The 15,333-nt window shown below is 72.6% G+C and carries 9 protein-coding genes; 8 read left to right on the plus strand and 1 reads right to left on the minus strand.

The window, feature by feature from the left end:
• The first annotated feature begins 120 nt into the window (after positions 1 to 120).
• The 5 genes from OG524_RS22310 to OG524_RS22330 all read left to right on the plus strand — a co-directional run bounded on the left by OG524_RS22310 (position 121) and on the right by OG524_RS22330 (position 10,411).
• Positions 121 to 2,805, plus strand: coding sequence for a protein kinase (locus OG524_RS22310; RefSeq protein WP_405811568.1), 2,685 nt, complete (start codon positions 121 to 123; stop codon positions 2,803 to 2,805).
• A gap of 116 nt (positions 2,806 to 2,921) precedes the next feature.
• Positions 2,922 to 4,601 (plus strand): serine/threonine-protein kinase, encoded by a 1,680-nt coding sequence (locus OG524_RS22315; RefSeq protein WP_405389085.1) that lies wholly within the window; start codon positions 2,922 to 2,924, stop codon positions 4,599 to 4,601.
• A gap of 272 nt (positions 4,602 to 4,873) precedes the next feature.
• Positions 4,874 to 6,505 carry a succinic semialdehyde dehydrogenase gene (locus tag OG524_RS22320; protein ID WP_405389084.1) on the plus strand — a complete coding sequence of 544 codons (1,632 nt, stop codon included), beginning with the start codon at positions 4,874 to 4,876 and terminating at the stop codon, positions 6,503 to 6,505.
• Positions 6,506 to 6,593: 88 nt separating this feature from the next.
• Complete coding sequence (locus tag OG524_RS22325) at positions 6,594 to 8,432, plus strand: GMC oxidoreductase (protein ID WP_405389083.1); 1,839 nt, start codon at positions 6,594 to 6,596, stop codon at positions 8,430 to 8,432.
• 266 nt (positions 8,433 to 8,698) lie between these two features.
• Complete coding sequence (locus OG524_RS22330) at positions 8,699 to 10,411, plus strand: peptidase (RefSeq protein ID WP_405811569.1); 1,713 nt, start codon at positions 8,699 to 8,701, stop codon at positions 10,409 to 10,411.
• A gap of 337 nt (positions 10,412 to 10,748) precedes the next feature.
• Here OG524_RS22330 and OG524_RS22335 read toward each other — a convergent pair whose 3' ends face one another.
• Positions 10,749 to 11,051: a chorismate mutase gene (locus OG524_RS22335; protein WP_205018398.1), complete on the minus strand. Its 303-nt coding sequence runs from the start codon at positions 11,049 to 11,051 to the stop codon at positions 10,749 to 10,751.
• Positions 11,052 to 11,365: 314 nt separating this feature from the next.
• On the opposite strand from OG524_RS22335, the gene guaA reads away from it, so the two are divergent.
• From guaA to OG524_RS22350, 3 genes are all read left to right on the plus strand, one after another.
• The gene (gene guaA / locus OG524_RS22340; RefSeq protein WP_405389081.1) at positions 11,366 to 12,952 is read left to right on the plus strand and encodes a glutamine-hydrolyzing GMP synthase; all 1,587 of its coding nucleotides are present in this window, start codon (positions 11,366 to 11,368) and stop codon (positions 12,950 to 12,952) included.
• A gap of 162 nt (positions 12,953 to 13,114) precedes the next feature.
• Positions 13,115 to 13,870, plus strand: coding sequence for an SAM-dependent methyltransferase (locus tag OG524_RS22345; protein WP_405811570.1), 756 nt, complete (start codon positions 13,115 to 13,117; stop codon positions 13,868 to 13,870).
• Positions 13,871 to 13,999: 129 nt separating this feature from the next.
• Positions 14,000 to 15,268: a hypothetical protein gene (locus OG524_RS22350; RefSeq protein ID WP_405389079.1), complete on the plus strand. Its 1,269-nt coding sequence runs from the start codon at positions 14,000 to 14,002 to the stop codon at positions 15,266 to 15,268.
• The last annotated feature ends 65 nt before the right edge of the window (positions 15,269 to 15,333 follow it).

Genomic DNA, 15,333 nt, shown 5'->3' on the forward strand with positions numbered 1-15,333 from the left:
CGTGAGAGGCCATGGACCGTACGCAGCCGGGGTCATGGGTCGATTGCACAGCAAGTGACCGCAATTGACGGATTCCTGCGGTCTCCGTGACCGGGGGACAGTGCGCTCTGGGGAGGCGTTGTGGACGACTATGCGGGTCGGGTCCTTGCCGACCGCTACCGCCTTCCGCTGCCTCCGTCCAATGGGTACGAACTGGTCGAGACCCGGGCGTTCGACACCTACAGCGGTCAGGAAGTCCTCGTCCGGCAGGTGCCGTTGCCCGAGGTCGTGGACGCGGAGGTGCTCGACGCCGACGGGCTGTCCTCGGCGGCCAGGCGTACCACCGGGCGCACCGTGCGGCGCTCCACGGACCCTGCGGTCCGCCGGGCCATCGAAGCCGCGCAGGCAGCCGCCCAGGTGCCCGACCACCCGCGCCTGGACCAGGTCTTCGACGTGTTCGCCGAGGCGGGCTCGCTCTGGATAGTGAGTGAACTGGTCGCGGCCCGGCCGCTCGCCGCGCTCCTCGCGGAGCGACCGCTCAACCCGTACCGGGCCGCCGAGATCGGCTCCGACGTGCTCACGGCCCTGCGAGTGCTGCACGCGCACGGCTGGACCCACCGCAACATCACCGTCCGCACGGTGCTCGTCTGTGACGACGGCCGGGTCGTCCTGACCGGCCTGGCGGCAGGCGCGGCCGAGGAGGCGCTGTGCGGGTACGTCCCCGTGCCGCAGCCCGAGGAGGCGGACGACTACGGGCCCCCGGCGGTCGAGTCGGGCCCCACCGGTCCGTACGAGCCGCCCTTCGAGGTGGAGGCCGCCCCGGAGACGCCCTCCGCCGGGGTGCCCGCCTCGCGCGGCCCCATGGAGATCGAGGCGGCTCCGCCCATGGTGGGCGACGCCGTGGACCGGGACGGCCAGGAGCTGGTCCCGAGGCCCGCGCACCCCGCCGTCCCCGTGGCGGAGCCCGGGGCGGGAAGCCCGGCCCAGTTGCGCGCCGCCCGGGCCGGAGCGATCGCCGCCTACCGGGCGGGTGCCCGCGCCGCGGCCCGCGTCACCGAGGACCAGCAGGCCCGCGAAACCGGGGACCAGCCGCGTGAGGGTGACGACGGCACCGCTGCCGCCGGACACGAGGAAGCCCCCGGCCCGGCGGCCGGGCACTCGCTGCTGCCCGGCGCCTGGAGCCGCGCGGCCGACGATCCCTACGGCGCCGACCCCTACGACGACGACGAGGACGACGGCGGGCCCGGCGCGGGCCCTCGGCGCGTCCACCTCGCCGGCACCTGGGGCGACGGGCACGGCTCGGGCCGTCCCGTGCCCGCGGGCGGCTCCGGAGGATCGGGCGGCTCCGGCGAGGACGCGCTGCGCGCCGACTCACGACGCCTCGGCAGCGGCCCGGCGGAACGGCAGGACCCTCTGCCCCAGCCGGTGGCCGCACGGACCCCCTCCGGCGGCTGGGACGAGGTCGTCGCGGGCGGAGGCGGCACCCCCGCCTACCGCGGCCCCGCCACCCCGCTCGCCGCCGAACGCGCCCGGCAGGCCCGTATCGCCGTCGTCGGCGCCGTCACCGAGCGCTGGGCGCCCGAGCAGGCGGGACCGGTCCACGACAACTGGCAGCTGGCCCCGCCCATCGGCCCCTCCACCGACCTGTGGGCGCTCGGTGCCCTGCTCTACCGCGCAGTCCAGGGCCACGCCCCGTACCCGGAGGAGAACGCGGCCGAGCTCGTCCAGATGGTCTGCGGCGAACCGCCGGCCTTCGCGGAGGAGTGCGGCCCGCTGCGGCCCGTCGTCGAGTCGTTGCTGCGTCAGGACCCGACGGAACGCCCGGACTTCGAGGAACTGCGCGGCTGGCTGCGCTCCCTCGTGCGCTCCGCCCCCGAGCCCGAGGCCGGCATCGATGTCGTTCAGCTGCCGCCCACCGACGCCACCCGGCTGCCCGTCGTACGCCGCCGGGGCGAGCTGGTGCGCAGGCGTCGGGGCCGCGGCGCGGCGCAGGGCCGGCACCGTCAGCAGAAGTCCCAGCGGCACGAGAAGCAGCCGAGGTACGAGAAGCCGCCGCGCGCACCCCGTGAGCCCAAGGGCCCCAGGGTGCTGCGTCAGCCACCGCCGGGCCGGCAGCCCGGTGGGCGGGCGCCGCGCCGGCTCGGCCGGCTGCTGCTGGTGCTCATACTCCTCGTGATGGCCGCCGCCGTGGCATACGCGTTCATGTTCATGCCCAAGGCCGGATCCGAATCGGGTACGGACACGGGGGCGCGGCAGCAGCCGTCCGGTTCCGCCGCTCCGGCGGAGCCGGGTCCGGAACCCAGCCCCTCCGCCGAGGAGCCGGACAGGTCCGGCTCGGAGCAGCCGCAGACCAGCCGCTCCGCCGTGGCGCTCGCCTCCGGCTACGTCCTGCGCAAGGACACCGAGGGGTTCGAGGTCGGTGTGCCGAAGGACTTCCAGCGCAGCCCGGCCAACGCGGACCGTCAGATCCGTTACGGCAGCGACGGGTTCACGGTGCTGATCGTGCCCGGCCGGGACACCGTCAAGGCCAACGGTGCCGACCCGCTGGACTACCAGCGGAGCGCCGAGCCCGAGCTGAAGCCGTTCCGGGAGTCCAGCTGGGCGACGTCGAGCGGCCTGCGCCGGGTCGACGTGGGCCGACAGGCCATGGCCGAGGGGCAGTTCACCTGGCAGGAGAGCGGCGGGCGCGAAGTGTACGTCCGCAACCTCGCGATGATCGTGGACGGCAGGTACCACATCGTCCAGGTCATCGGCCCGGAGGACGAGCGCGACAAGGTGTCCGACATCTACGAACAGGCCATCTCCTCCTACCGCGTGGGTTCCTGACCGCACGCCGGCGCACGCGACAAGCATCACAGTGCGGTCTCGTGGGCGAGGTGCGGTTACGCCGCACTGCCTCCCGTCCGTAACCTGTCATTCGAAGGAATGGGGCGGGGACACACGTGGAACATGTGCAGGGCACGGACGCGGGAATCGTACTGGCGGGGCGGTACCGGCTCGGTGACGTCCTGGGCCGTGGCGGCATGGGCAAGGTGTGGCGGGCCCACGACGAGGTGCTCCACCGGACCGTCGCCGTCAAGGAGTTGACGGCCGGGCTTTACGCGGCCGAGGCGGACCGGGCCGTGCTCCACGCCCGTACGCAGAAGGAGGCGCGGGCCGCCGCCCGGATCACCCATCCCGGGGTCGTCACCGTCCACGACGTCATCGAGTACGACCAGCGCCCCTGGATCGTCATGCAGTACGTCGACGGGCCGTCACTCGCCGACGCCACGAAGGAGACGGGCGAGGTCGATCCGCGGGAGGCCGCCAGGATCGGGCTTCATGTGCTGAGTGCCCTGCGGGCCGCGCACGGCGCCGGGGTGCTGCACCGGGACGTCAAGCCGGGCAACGTACTGCTCGCGCGTGACGGGCAGGTGCTGCTGACCGACTTCGGGATCGCCGCGATCGAGGGCGACTCCACGATCACCAGGACCGGTGAACTGGTCGGCTCCATCGACTATCTGGCACCCGAGCGGGTACGCGGCCGCGACCCCGGCCCCGCGTCCGACCTCTGGTCGTTGGGCGCCACGCTCTACACGGCAGTCGAGGGGCACTCGCCCTTCCGCCGTACGTCCCCGATCTCCACCATGCAGGCCGTCGTCGCGGAGGAACCGCCGCCACCGCTCCGGGGCGGTGCGCTGGCCCCCGTGATCACGGCGCTGCTGCGCAAGGACCCCGCCGACCGGCCGACGGCGGAGGAGACGGAGCGCATGCTGCTGGACGCGATGGAGGGCCGCAGGCCCCGCGCGGCCCAGGCGCACGTGCCGACGCAGCGGATCTCCGACGAGGACCTGCGCGCCTCCTCGTCCCCCGAAGGGGCCACGGCCCATCTCCCGCAGCCCGTGCCCGAACCGGCCGCGCCCGCGTACGCCCCGTCGCCCGCCGCCACGCGGAGCGGCAGGGGCCGGTGGCGCACCGCCGTGCTGGTCGTCGCCCTGGCAGCGCTGCTGGGCGGGGCCGTGGGGCTGGCCGTGATGAAGTTCGGCGGCGACGGGGGAGGCGAGGGGAACGGTGGCGCGGGGGAGCGGAGCACCGCAGGCCCGGAGACCACCGGCCCGTCCTCGTCGGACGGTGGGAGCGGGAAGGACGGGGACAAGGGCTCGGCGTCCTCGCCGGATGAGATACCCGACGGCTGGCACCGGATCCAGGACCCCGAGGGCTTCAGCCTCGCCGTCCCCGACGGCTGGGCACGGCAGAAGAACGACGGCCAGATCGACTACACCCCGGACAACGGCGCGCACCGCATCCGGATCAGCCTCGATCCGGAGCCCGACTTCGACAACTCGTACATGCACATGCTGAGCATCGAGAAGGACCTCGCCGAACGGCTGCCCGGGTACGAGCGGCTCACCCTGCACTCGAACATCTTCCGTGACCGGCCGGGCTCCCTGTGGGAGTTCACCTGGGTCGAGTCCAAGGACCATCCGGGCGCGCGCCACGGCATCGACCAGATGTACTTCGGCGAGAGGGGCGGCCCGGAGTACGCGCTCTACATGACGGGCCCCGAGGACGACTGGGCCGAGAGCCGGGAGCGCTTCGAGACGATGCTGCGCAGCTGGCAGCCCCCGGAGCAGGACGGCTGAGGACGCCCTGGACGGGCGGGTGCGTCCGGGCGGCGACCCGGGTCCGTGACGCGTCGACCCGTGAGCGTGGGTGAAAAGATTCATGCCCGGGTCATGGAGCACCGGAAGCTTCACGATTCGCCGTGCCGCCGGAAGATAGCTCCTGATCAGCGGTTATGTCGCCAGTGATCACTGGCTGTGTCGCCGGCCGGGGCCAGGGGCAGTTGTAGGGACTGTGAAAAGCTGTTACCGACGGGTACCCAAAGTGTTGCGCCGGACATACTCTCGCCCTCATGACGGACTCGCAGGCCTCCACGACCACCGCCCCCGGCACCCGCGTCGGCACCAACCCGGTGGCCGCCGCCCCCGTGGGCGTGCGCACCGCGGCCGACGTGGTCACACCCGAGGTGATCGCCCAGCTGACCCGTGGTGTCGTCGGCTCCGGCCGCACGGCCAACCACGCGCCGTTCACCGGTGACAAGCTGGCCGACCTGCCCGAGTCCACACCCGAGGACGTCGCGGCCGCCTTCGAGCGCGCCCGCGCCGCCCAGCCCGCCTGGGCCGCGACCTCGATCCGCGCCAGGGCCGCGGTACTGCTGCGCTTCCACGACCTGGTCCTGCAGCGTCAGTCCGAGGTCCTCGACCTCATCCAGCTGGAGACCGGCAAGGCCCGGCTGCACGCCCACGAGGAAGTACTGGCCGTCGCCGTCTCGGCCCGCCACTACGGGCGCAGGGCCGCCTCCTATCTGAAGCCGAAGCGGCACACCGGCGTCGTCCCCGCCCTCACGAAGGTCACCGAGCTGCGGCAGCCGCGCGGGGTCGTCGGCCAGATCGCCCCCTGGAACTATCCGCTCGAACTCTCCGTCGGCGACGCGCTGCCCGCCTTCGTGGCCGGCAACGCCGTCGTGATGAAGCCCGACACGGAGACCGCGCTGACCGCGCTGTGGGCGCGCGACCTGCTGATCGAGGCCGGGCTGCCCGCCGAGGTGTTCCAGATCGTCATCGGGGAGGGCCCCGTCGTCGGCCCCGAGGTCGTCGAACGCGCCGACTACGTCTCCTTCACCGGCTCGACCGCCACCGGCCGTGACGTCGCCCAGCGCGCCGCGGCCCGGCTCGTCGGCGTCTCGCTGGAGCTCGGCGGCAAGAACCCCATGCTCGTGCTGGCCGACGCCGACCTGGAGAAGGCCGCCGCGGGTGCCGTCCGGGCCTGCTTCTCCTCCGCCGGACAGCTCTGCATCTCCATCGAGCGCCTGTACGTCCACGAGTCCGTCGCGGACGAGTTCGTGGAACACTTCGCCGCCCGTACGAAGGCGATGCGCCTCGGCAACTCCCTCGCGTACGGCGCCGACATGGGTTCCCTGGTCGGCGAACGGCAGCTGGAGACCGTCACCCGGCACGTCGTCGAGGCCGTCGAGAAGGGCGCCACGCTCGTCGCGGGCGGCACCGCCCGCCCGGACGTCGGCCCGCTGTTCTACGAGCCGACCATCCTCGACAACGTCCAGGAACCGATGGCCGTCTGCACCCAGGAGACCTTCGGGCCCGTCGTCTCGGTCTACCGCTTCACCGACGAGGACGAGGCCGTCTCCCTCGCCAACGCCACGCCGTACGGCCTCAACGCCAGCGTCTGGACCAGGGACGGCCGGCGCGGCCACCGGATCGCCGCCCGGCTGCGGGCCGGCACCGTCAACATCAACGAGGGCTACGCGCCCGCCTACGGCAGTGTCCAGTCCCCGATGGGCGGCATGAAGGACTCCGGTCTGGGCCGGCGCCACGGCTCCGAGGGCATCCTCAAGTACACCGAGGCCCAGACCGTCGCCCAGCAGCGGCTGGTTCCGCTCGGACCGGCCTTCGGGATGGACGACGAGAAGTACGCGGCGTTGATGAGCTTCGGGCTCAAGGCGATGAAGGCCTTCCGGCTGCGCTGAGCCCCCGGGCCGCGCCGGCCCCCGGCCGTGCCGGCCACCAGGCACCCCCTTCCCTGCCTTTCCTTCCCTTTTCGTACCGAGGAGAGCCATGTCCCAGGACAGTGCTGCCCAGAAGCAGGACCCGGCCGCCGAAGGCCCCGACGCCGACGCCGCGTACGACTACGACGTCCTCGTCGTCGGGTCGGGTTTCGGCGGCGCGGTCTCGGCCCTGCGGCTGAGCGAGAAGGGGTACCGCGTCGGTGTCCTGGAGGCGGGCCGCCGCTTCACGGCCGCGACCCTCCCCAAGAACTCCTGGGACATCAGGAACTACCTGTGGGCCCCCGCCCTCGGGCTGTTCGGTATCCAGCGCGTCCACCTGCTCGGCAAGGTGATGGTCCTGGCCGGCGCGGGGGTCGGCGGGGGTTCCCTCAACTACGCCAACACGCTGTACGTACCGCCCGCGCCGTTCTTCGAGGACCGTCAGTGGGCCGGCATCACCGACTGGCAGGACGAACTCGCGCCGTACTACGACCAGGCCAAGCGGATGCTCGGGGTCCGGCTCAACCCGACCATGACCCCGGCCGACGTCCACCTCAAGGCGGCCGCCGAGGCGATGGGCGTCGGCGACACCTTCCACTTCGCCCCGGTCGGCGTCTTCTTCGGGGACGGCAAGGACGCCGACGGGACGTCCAGGGCGAAGCCCGGTGCCTCGGTCGCCGACCCGTACTTCGGCGGTGCGGGCCCCGCCCGAAAGGCCTGTTCCGAGTGCGGCGAGTGCATGACGGGCTGCCGTCACGGAGCGAAGAACACCCTCAACGAGAACTACCTGTACCTCGCGGAGAAGGCCGGAGCCGTCATCCACCCGATGACGTCCGTCGTCGCGGTGACGGACGACCCGGACGGCGGCTACCGCGTGTCGACCGTCCCGACGAACCGTCGCAGGAAGGCGGAACCGGCCGTGCTGAGGGCCCGGCAGGTCGTCGTCGCGGCGGGGACGTACGGGACCCAGACCCTGCTGCACACCATGAAGGACCGGGGGCTGCTGCCGCGGATCCCGGCGAAGCTCGGCGAGCTGACCCGGACGAACTCCGAAGGCCTGGTCGGCGCGCAGACCAGCGACCGCCGCTACCGCAAGAAGCACGGCACCGCGAAGGCCGACTTCACCCGGGGCGTCGCCATCACCTCGTCCATCCACCCCGACGAGAACACCCACATCGAGCCGGTGCGCTACGGCAAGGGGTCCAACGCGATGGGCGCGCTCACCATCCTCCAGGTCCCCTACAGCACGCACCGGGTGCTGAGCTGGTTCGGCAGCGTGGCCCGGCATCCGTGGCTCGCCGCACGTTCGCTGTCCAACCGGCGGTGGTCGGAGCGGACCATCATCGGGCTCGTCATGCAGTCCCTGGACAACTCGCTGATCGCGTACCGCAAGCCCGGCGGCATGGGCAAGGGCCTGCTCACCGCCCGGCAGGGGCACGGGGCTCCCAACCCGACGCAGATCGCGGAGGCCACGCAGGGCGCGACGCTGCTGGCCCAGGAGATCAACGGCTTCGCCGGTTCGAACGTCGGGGAGCTGATGGGCACGCCGCTCACCGCGCACTTCCTCGGCGGCTGTCCGATCGGGGCGAGTCCCGAGGAGGGCGTCATAGACCCGTACCACCGTGTGTACGGACACCCGGGAATCTCCGTCGTCGACGGCTCGGCGGTCTCCGCGAACCTGGGTGTCAACCCGTCGCTGACCATCACCGCGCAGGCGGAGCGCGCGATGTCCTTCTGGCCCAACAAGGGCGAGGCCGACCCGCGTCCGGCCCAGGGCCTCGCGTACGAGCGGCTGGCCGCGGTGAAGCCGGATGCGCCCGCCGTGCCCGACGAGGCCTTCGGCGCGCTGAAACTGCCGTTCCTGGCGATACCCGTCGTACCGCCGAAGGCACCCGCTTCCGAGGCCTGAGCACGGAAAAGCCAAGGGGCTGCACCCCCCTCCGAGTGCAGCCCCTCAGGCCTCTGACCGGTGGCTTCCACCGGTGCCATGCATGACCTGTGGAATCGGCAAACGGTTGCCCCAGGACTCACGCAAACCTCATGTGGCGCTCGCCACACTCCCGTCCGTACCCAATCCGTGATCTTGTCCCGTGCAACTCTTCGTGTCACTGCGAGGTCGAACCCGTACTGCGTCACAGCAGTAACACAGCTTCTGTCGACCCCCAGAGGTTCGCGATGACACCCCTTTCCAGAGCCGCGCTGCGCCGTACCGCCGGCGGTCTCGCCGCCGCCGGGCTGCTCGCCGCCGGGTCGCTCGCCGTCGGTGCTCCGGCACAGGCCGCCGACCCGGTCCTCACGCTCGGCGGTCCCGCCGTGACGGCCGTGCACCCCTACCCGGAGAGCGGCGCCCCGCGGAAGTCCTCGCTGGGGCTCACCGTCGACAACCCGGCCCAGGGCGAGGACGGGTACGAGGGCGAGGTGACCTACACCCTCGACCTCGCCGGGGTCGCGGGCATCGCCGACGTCACCGTCGCCGAGGACACCGGCGGGGACTGCGAGATCACCGGGGACACGGCCGTCTGCCGCGACCACGGTGTCCACGCCGGTCTCAGCTCCGTCGCCGACTTCGACGTCGCGGCGGCCGAGGGCAGCGAGGAGGGCGCGACCGGGACCATCGCGGTGACCGGCTCGGCGGACGGCGTGACCTTCACCCCGTTCTCCACCCGGGTGACCATCGGCGGGCCCGACCTGGTCATGAAGCAGCTCCCGTTCGAGCAGGCGACCGAGCCGGGTGACGTACAGCCGGCCCCGATCACCTTCGGCAACACGGGCACCACGGCCGCCGACGGCGTCCTGCTGACCCTGATGTACACCCGCGGCCTGGAGATTCCCGAGCGCTACGCCAACTGCGAATACACCAACGGGGAGGGGCCGCAGGAGGGCTTCACCTGGTCCACCGCGCTGTGCTCGGTCGAGGGCTCGTACGAGCCGGGTGCCACGTACACGCTCGCGGTGCCGCTGTCGGTCGAGACCACCGAGCGCGCGTACCACGACACGTTCGTCTACCGCATCGAACAGGACGGCGCGTCCCGGCGCACCGCCCGGCGCGCCGGAGCCGCCTTCACCCGGGGCACCGGTCCGGAGCTGGCCCTGAAGAAGGTCGCGGCCTCCGCCCGCAGCGTGGACCTCGACCCCTGGGACAACCAGCAGGAAGTCGACTTCCGCGCGAAGAACACCGCCGACTTCGTGGCGATCGGCGGCAAGGAGAAGGGCACCGCAGGGGAGACCGTCACCGCCGAGGTCGGGTTCCGCAACGACGGGCCGGCCTGGATCGGCCACATCCGCTCCGGCGAGTCCGTCGCCACGCTCGACTTCACCGTCCCCGAGGGCGCGGAAGTCACCGGGAAGCCCGACTCCTGCCAGGGCGTGACGGCCTCGGGCACGTACCGCGAGAAGCAGCTCGGCGCCCCCCGCTACCGCTGCGACACGTCCATGACCGTGCGCGACGGCGCGGAGACCGGGTACCCGTTCGACCTGAAGATCAACGAAGTGGTCCCGGACGCCGCGGGCGCGGTCACGGTCAGGAACACCTGGCTCGCCGACCCCGAACTGCCCTTCGACCCGGCGCCGGCCAACAACACCGCGCAGCTGGTGCTGAACGCCGAGGGCACGGCCGAGGACACCGGCGGCACCTCGGACGGCACCACCGGTACGGGCGGCTCCACCGGCGGTGACACCTCGGGCTCCACGTCCGGGACGTCCGGCACCGCGGGTACGTCGTCCACCTCGGGATCCACCGGAACGACCGGCTCCGCGGCGGGGGACACCGACGGTCCTCTCGCCGCCACCGGCTCGGACGCGCTGATGACCGCCGGAGCGGCGGCCGTGGCCCTGGCCGCGGGCGGCGTGCTGTACGTGACGACCCGGCGCCGCGCCGAGCGGGGCTGAGGCGAGAGGGCCGATGCCCGCACCCGTGCCGCACCGGTCCGAGGGCGGCCGGTCCCGGGCGTCCCCGGGGCCGGCCGCACATGGGTGACCGGGCTGCTGTCCCCTGCCGACCGGTCACACGCGCCGGAACGCGGTCCCACGACGTACCAGCGATACGTCACGCGTCCCGACGGAGCCACGCGTGGTTTCCCACCGCTGCCGTCCCTGGCTGGCACGGGCACTCGGACCAACGAAGCCGCCCGGGGCCCGGTCACGCACCGTACGGGTGAGACCGGGCCCGAACGCGGGTGCGGCCGTACAGCCTTCCCGACGCCCGTGCCCGTCGCTCCAGCGCCCGTCACACCCGGCCGCGGCACAGCTCCAGCAGCGTCATGGCGAGTGCCGTGCCCGGCTTGCCCAGGGCGTCGCTGTAGTGGCTGAGGACGTCCATCTCGCGGGAGAGGTTCACCCGGCGGCCGCCGGACGTGATCCTCGCCTCCTGGATGACCGCGGAGACGGCCATCCGTTCCTGGACGAGACCGATGATCCGGTCGTCCAGGGCGTCGATGCGCGTCCGGGCGCCGCCGATCAGGGAAGCGGCCTCGTCGGTGTGCGCGCCGGTCCGCTCGGCGGCGGTCTTCGTGGGAGCGGTGCTGTTCATCCGTGACTCCTGGTGGGGTACGGCCCCCGGAGCGACAGGCCCGGAACGCCAGAACGCCCCGGGCCTGTCGGCCCGGGGCGCCTGGAACGTTGCTTGTCAGTTGCTCAAGCAGCACGACCATGGCAGCCGGCGGGCCGGGTGCCATAGGTAAAGACGAAGGTCGTGTGCTGACGCATGGGGGCCAGTATGGACCCGCTCCCGGGGCCGGGTCCACGCCGGGCCCGGATGGTGAGACGGGAGCCCGGCAGGGCGCGGTCCCACGGCCGGTAGAATTGGGAGGACCGACCCCCTCTCCACCGCCGGAAGGCCGCCCCGTGCCAGCAGCGCCCCCCGCCGCCCCCGACATCACCACCGACGTGGTTCTGGTTGTCGACTTCGGCGCCCAGTACGCCCAGCTCATCGCCCGTCGTGTCCGTGAGGCCCGGGTCTACAGCGAGATCGTCCCGTCCACGATGCCGGTGGCCGAGATGCTGGCCAGGAACCCCCGGGCGATCATCCTGTCCGGCGGGCCGTCCTCGGTGTACGCGGAGGGCGCGCCCAGCCTGGACCGTTCGCTGTTCGAGGCCGGGGTCCCGGTCTTCGGCATGTGCTACGGCTTCCAGCTGATGGCCACCACGCTCGGCGGCACGGTCGACGACAACGGCGCCCGCGAGTACGGGCGTACCCGGCTCGCCGTCTCCAAGGCCGGTTCCACCCTCTTCGAGGGCACGCCCACGGAGCAGTCGGTGTGGATGTCGCACGGCGACGCCTGCTCCGCCGCCCCCGAGGGCTTCACCGTCACCGCGTCCACGGACGTCGTACCGGTCGCCGCCTTCGAGAACGACGAGAAGAAGCTGTACGGCGTCCAGTACCACCCGGAGGTCATGCACTCGACCTTCGGCCAGCAGGTCCTGGAGCACTTCCTCTACCGGGGCGCGGGCATCGAGCCGACCTGGACGACGACCAACGTCGTCGAGGAGCAGATCGCCCTGATCCGCGAGCAGGTCGGCGACAGGCGCGCCATCTGCGGTCTCTCCGGCGGCGTGGACTCCGCGGTCGCCGCGGCCCTCGTGCAGAAGGCCATCGGTTCCCAGCTCACCTGCGTGTACGTCGACCACGGCCTGATGCGCAAGGGCGAGACCGAGCAGGTCGAGAAGGACTTCGTGGCGGCGACCGGCGCCAAGCTGAAGGTCGTCGACGCGGAGAAGCGCTTCCTCGACGCCCTGGCCGGTGTGTCCGACCCGGAGCAGAAGCGGAAGATCATCGGCCGCGAGTTCATCCGTGTCTTCGAGCAGGCCCAGCTGGAGATCCTCCAGGAGGACGGCCCCGAGGTCGCCTTCCTCGTCCAGGGCACCCTCTACCCGGACGTCGTCGAGTCCGGCGGCGGCACCGGCACCGCCAACATCAAGTCCCACCACAACGTGGGCGGCCTCCCCGACGACATCGAGTTCCAGCTCGTCGAGCCGCTGCGCCAGCTGTTCAAGGACGAGGTCCGGATGGTCGGCCAGGAGCTCGGCCTGCCGGAGGAGATCGTCCAGCGCCAGCCGTTCCCGGGCCCCGGCCTCGGGATCCGTATCGTCGGCGACGTCACCAAGGAGCGGCTCGACCTGCTGCGCGAGGCCGACGCCATCGCCCGTGAGGAGCTGACCGCGGCCGGCCTGGACCGTGAGATCTGGCAGTGCCCGGTGGTCCTCCTCGCGGACGTCCGCAGCGTCGGCGTCCAGGGTGACGGCCGCACCTACGGCCACCCGATCGTGCTGCGCCCGGTGTCCTCCGAGGACGCGATGACGGCCGACTGGTCGCGTCTGCCGTACGAGACGCTGGCGAAGATCTCCACCCGCATCACCAACGAGGTCGCCGACGTCAACCGCGTCGTCCTCGACGTGACGAGCAAGCCGCCGGGCACCATCGAGTGGGAGTAGTCCCGCGACGATCCCACTGGATCGTCCGGACGGACCCGTGCCGACGCCGTCGCCCCTCCCGGGCGGCGGCGTCGCCGCTTTCCGGGGCCCCGCCGCTTTCCCGGGCCTCCCGGACGGAAAGCGGTGGCCCGGTCCTTCGCCGCCGTGGCAGGATCCGCGCCCATGTCCGCCGATGAAGTCCGCGCACTCATGTCCGCCCCGGGGAACAGCCACCTCACGTGGAGCACCCCGCTTTCCGAGGAGCACGCCGCCCGTCTGATCACCGCCTGCGGCCCCGCCCCCGGTGCCCGGATCGCCGACTTCGGCAGCGGCTGGGGCGAATTGCTGATGCGTCTGGTGGAAGCGGCACCCGGATCCACCGGCGACGGCATCGAGACCGACCCGGACGCCGTCGCCCGCGGGCAGTTGCTGGCCGCGGAGAGAGGGCTCACCGGCCGGGTGCGGTTCCACGAGGCACCGGCCGCCGGGTATCCGGGCGGCGGCTACGACCTGGCAGTCTCCATCGGCTCCTCGCATGCCTGGCCCGGCGGCACCACCGGGGCACTCAAGGCGCTGCGGGCCGCCGTACGGCCCGGCGGGCGGGTGCTGTTCGGGGACGGGTTCTGGGAGCGGGAGCCCTCGGAGGCCGCGCTGGAGGGGCTCGGCGCGGAGCCGGGCGACTTCGGCCCGCTCCTCGGCCTGGTCCGGCAGGCGGAGACCGCCGGCCTGCGGGTGCTCCAGGTCACCGTGGCCGATCAGCGGGAGTGGGACCTCTTCGAATCCGCCGCCAACATCGGACAGGGCGAACGCTGGGCGCTGGCCCACCCCGGGCATCCGCTGCACGCCGAGGTGACCGCGGCCGTCGACGCCCGCCGCACCGGCTACTACGGCGGATACCGAGGAACGCTGGGCCTCGCGTACCTCGTACTCAGCTCCTGACATTCGTACATGTGGACGACATGTACGCGCAGCCCGCCCCAGTGCGGGACGGTCCCGCTCCGTACGGCACAATTCGCAGAAATCACGAGTGAGTTGGTTGTACCGGGGCGGGAAAGGGCGGCGTTCTCCGTGGCGTTGGACGAGGCGAGGGCGAGCAGCACGCACGGCGGTGGCTGTACGTGCGGCGACTGCCCGCACGGAGCACGCGAAGGACATCGGCGCGCGGTGGCGGCCTTCCTCGCCAAACGGGACGAACTGGCGGCCGGCAACGGCCTGCCCGCCGGGGTCGCCCAGTCCGCCTCCGCGTCCCGGCAGTGGGTGTCGGACGAGCTGACGGAGTCGGCCCGCGCGGTCGCCGAACGCAGCCGCGAGGCCGGCGACGCCTGGCTCCACGTGGTCTGGCGGCGCACCCTCGTCATCGTCTGGGGCGCGGTCGCCCTCCTGGTGATCGGCGAGTCCGCCACCGCCATCGGCGCCGGCTGGTCCACCGCCCGCACCGCGGGCCTGATCGCCGGGCTCGTCACCGCGGGCCTGCTGACCGGTGCGGCCAGGGTCCACCGGGCCCGCGGCGGCCTCCTCGCCCCGCTGATCGGCGAGGACAACAGGCTCTCCACGTCACGCACCGTCGCCGCCGCCTGGGTGCTGCTCGCCGTGTTCGCCGTCCTGGTCCTCGCCCTCCAGCTGGCCGGCGCCTCCGACCACGCCGACCGCGACGAGCTGATCGAGGGCCTGGACCTGGTCCGCTCGGCGGGCGTGCTGACCGTGCTCGCGCTGGTGTGCGCCGTCGCCGTACTCGTACGCCGGGTGGTGACCGTACGCGTCCTGGGGCAGCGACTGCAGAAGCTGCGCGCCGACCGGCCGCGGGCCGCCGACCTGCTCACCGACGACTCCGGGCGCGGCAGCTTCACCGATGTGCAGTACGTGCTCGTCAGCGCCGTCGCCGTGCTGTTCGCCGCCGTCCGTCTCACGCGCCGTCCCGAGCAGCTGCCCGACCTGCCGTGGGGACTCGCCCTCCTGGTGGCCGTGTCCGCCGCGACCTACTTCTCCGGGAAGTACGCGGAGGGCGGCCGCCCGGTCATCCTGTCGGTCGTACGGGCCCGTGAGGCCGGGGACCTGGACGCCCCGATCCGTACCGGCGACGACATCGAGATCCGCGGCGCGGGCTTCGTACCCCCCGGCGCGGGCAGCCCGGACCGGCTGGCACGGGTGGTCGTCAGGATCGGCCGGGTGCACGTCCACGTGCCGCTGATCCCGGTCGCCGGAGGCTTCGCCAACCCGGCCGACACGGTGCTGACCGTGCCCGTGCCGGTCGAGGTCGAACCGGGCATCGTGGACGTACAGGTCGTCACGGCGGCGGGTGTGGAGAGCAACCCCTGCCCGATCGACGTCACGGACTGAATCCACCTGGGCGCACACCTGGTGAGCCGCGCCCGTCCGGCGTACGTATGGTCTGTCGAAGGGCC

The organism is Streptomyces sp. NBC_01520, from assembly GCF_045040375.1.
GTDB lineage: Bacteria > Actinomycetota > Actinomycetes > Streptomycetales > Streptomycetaceae > Streptomyces.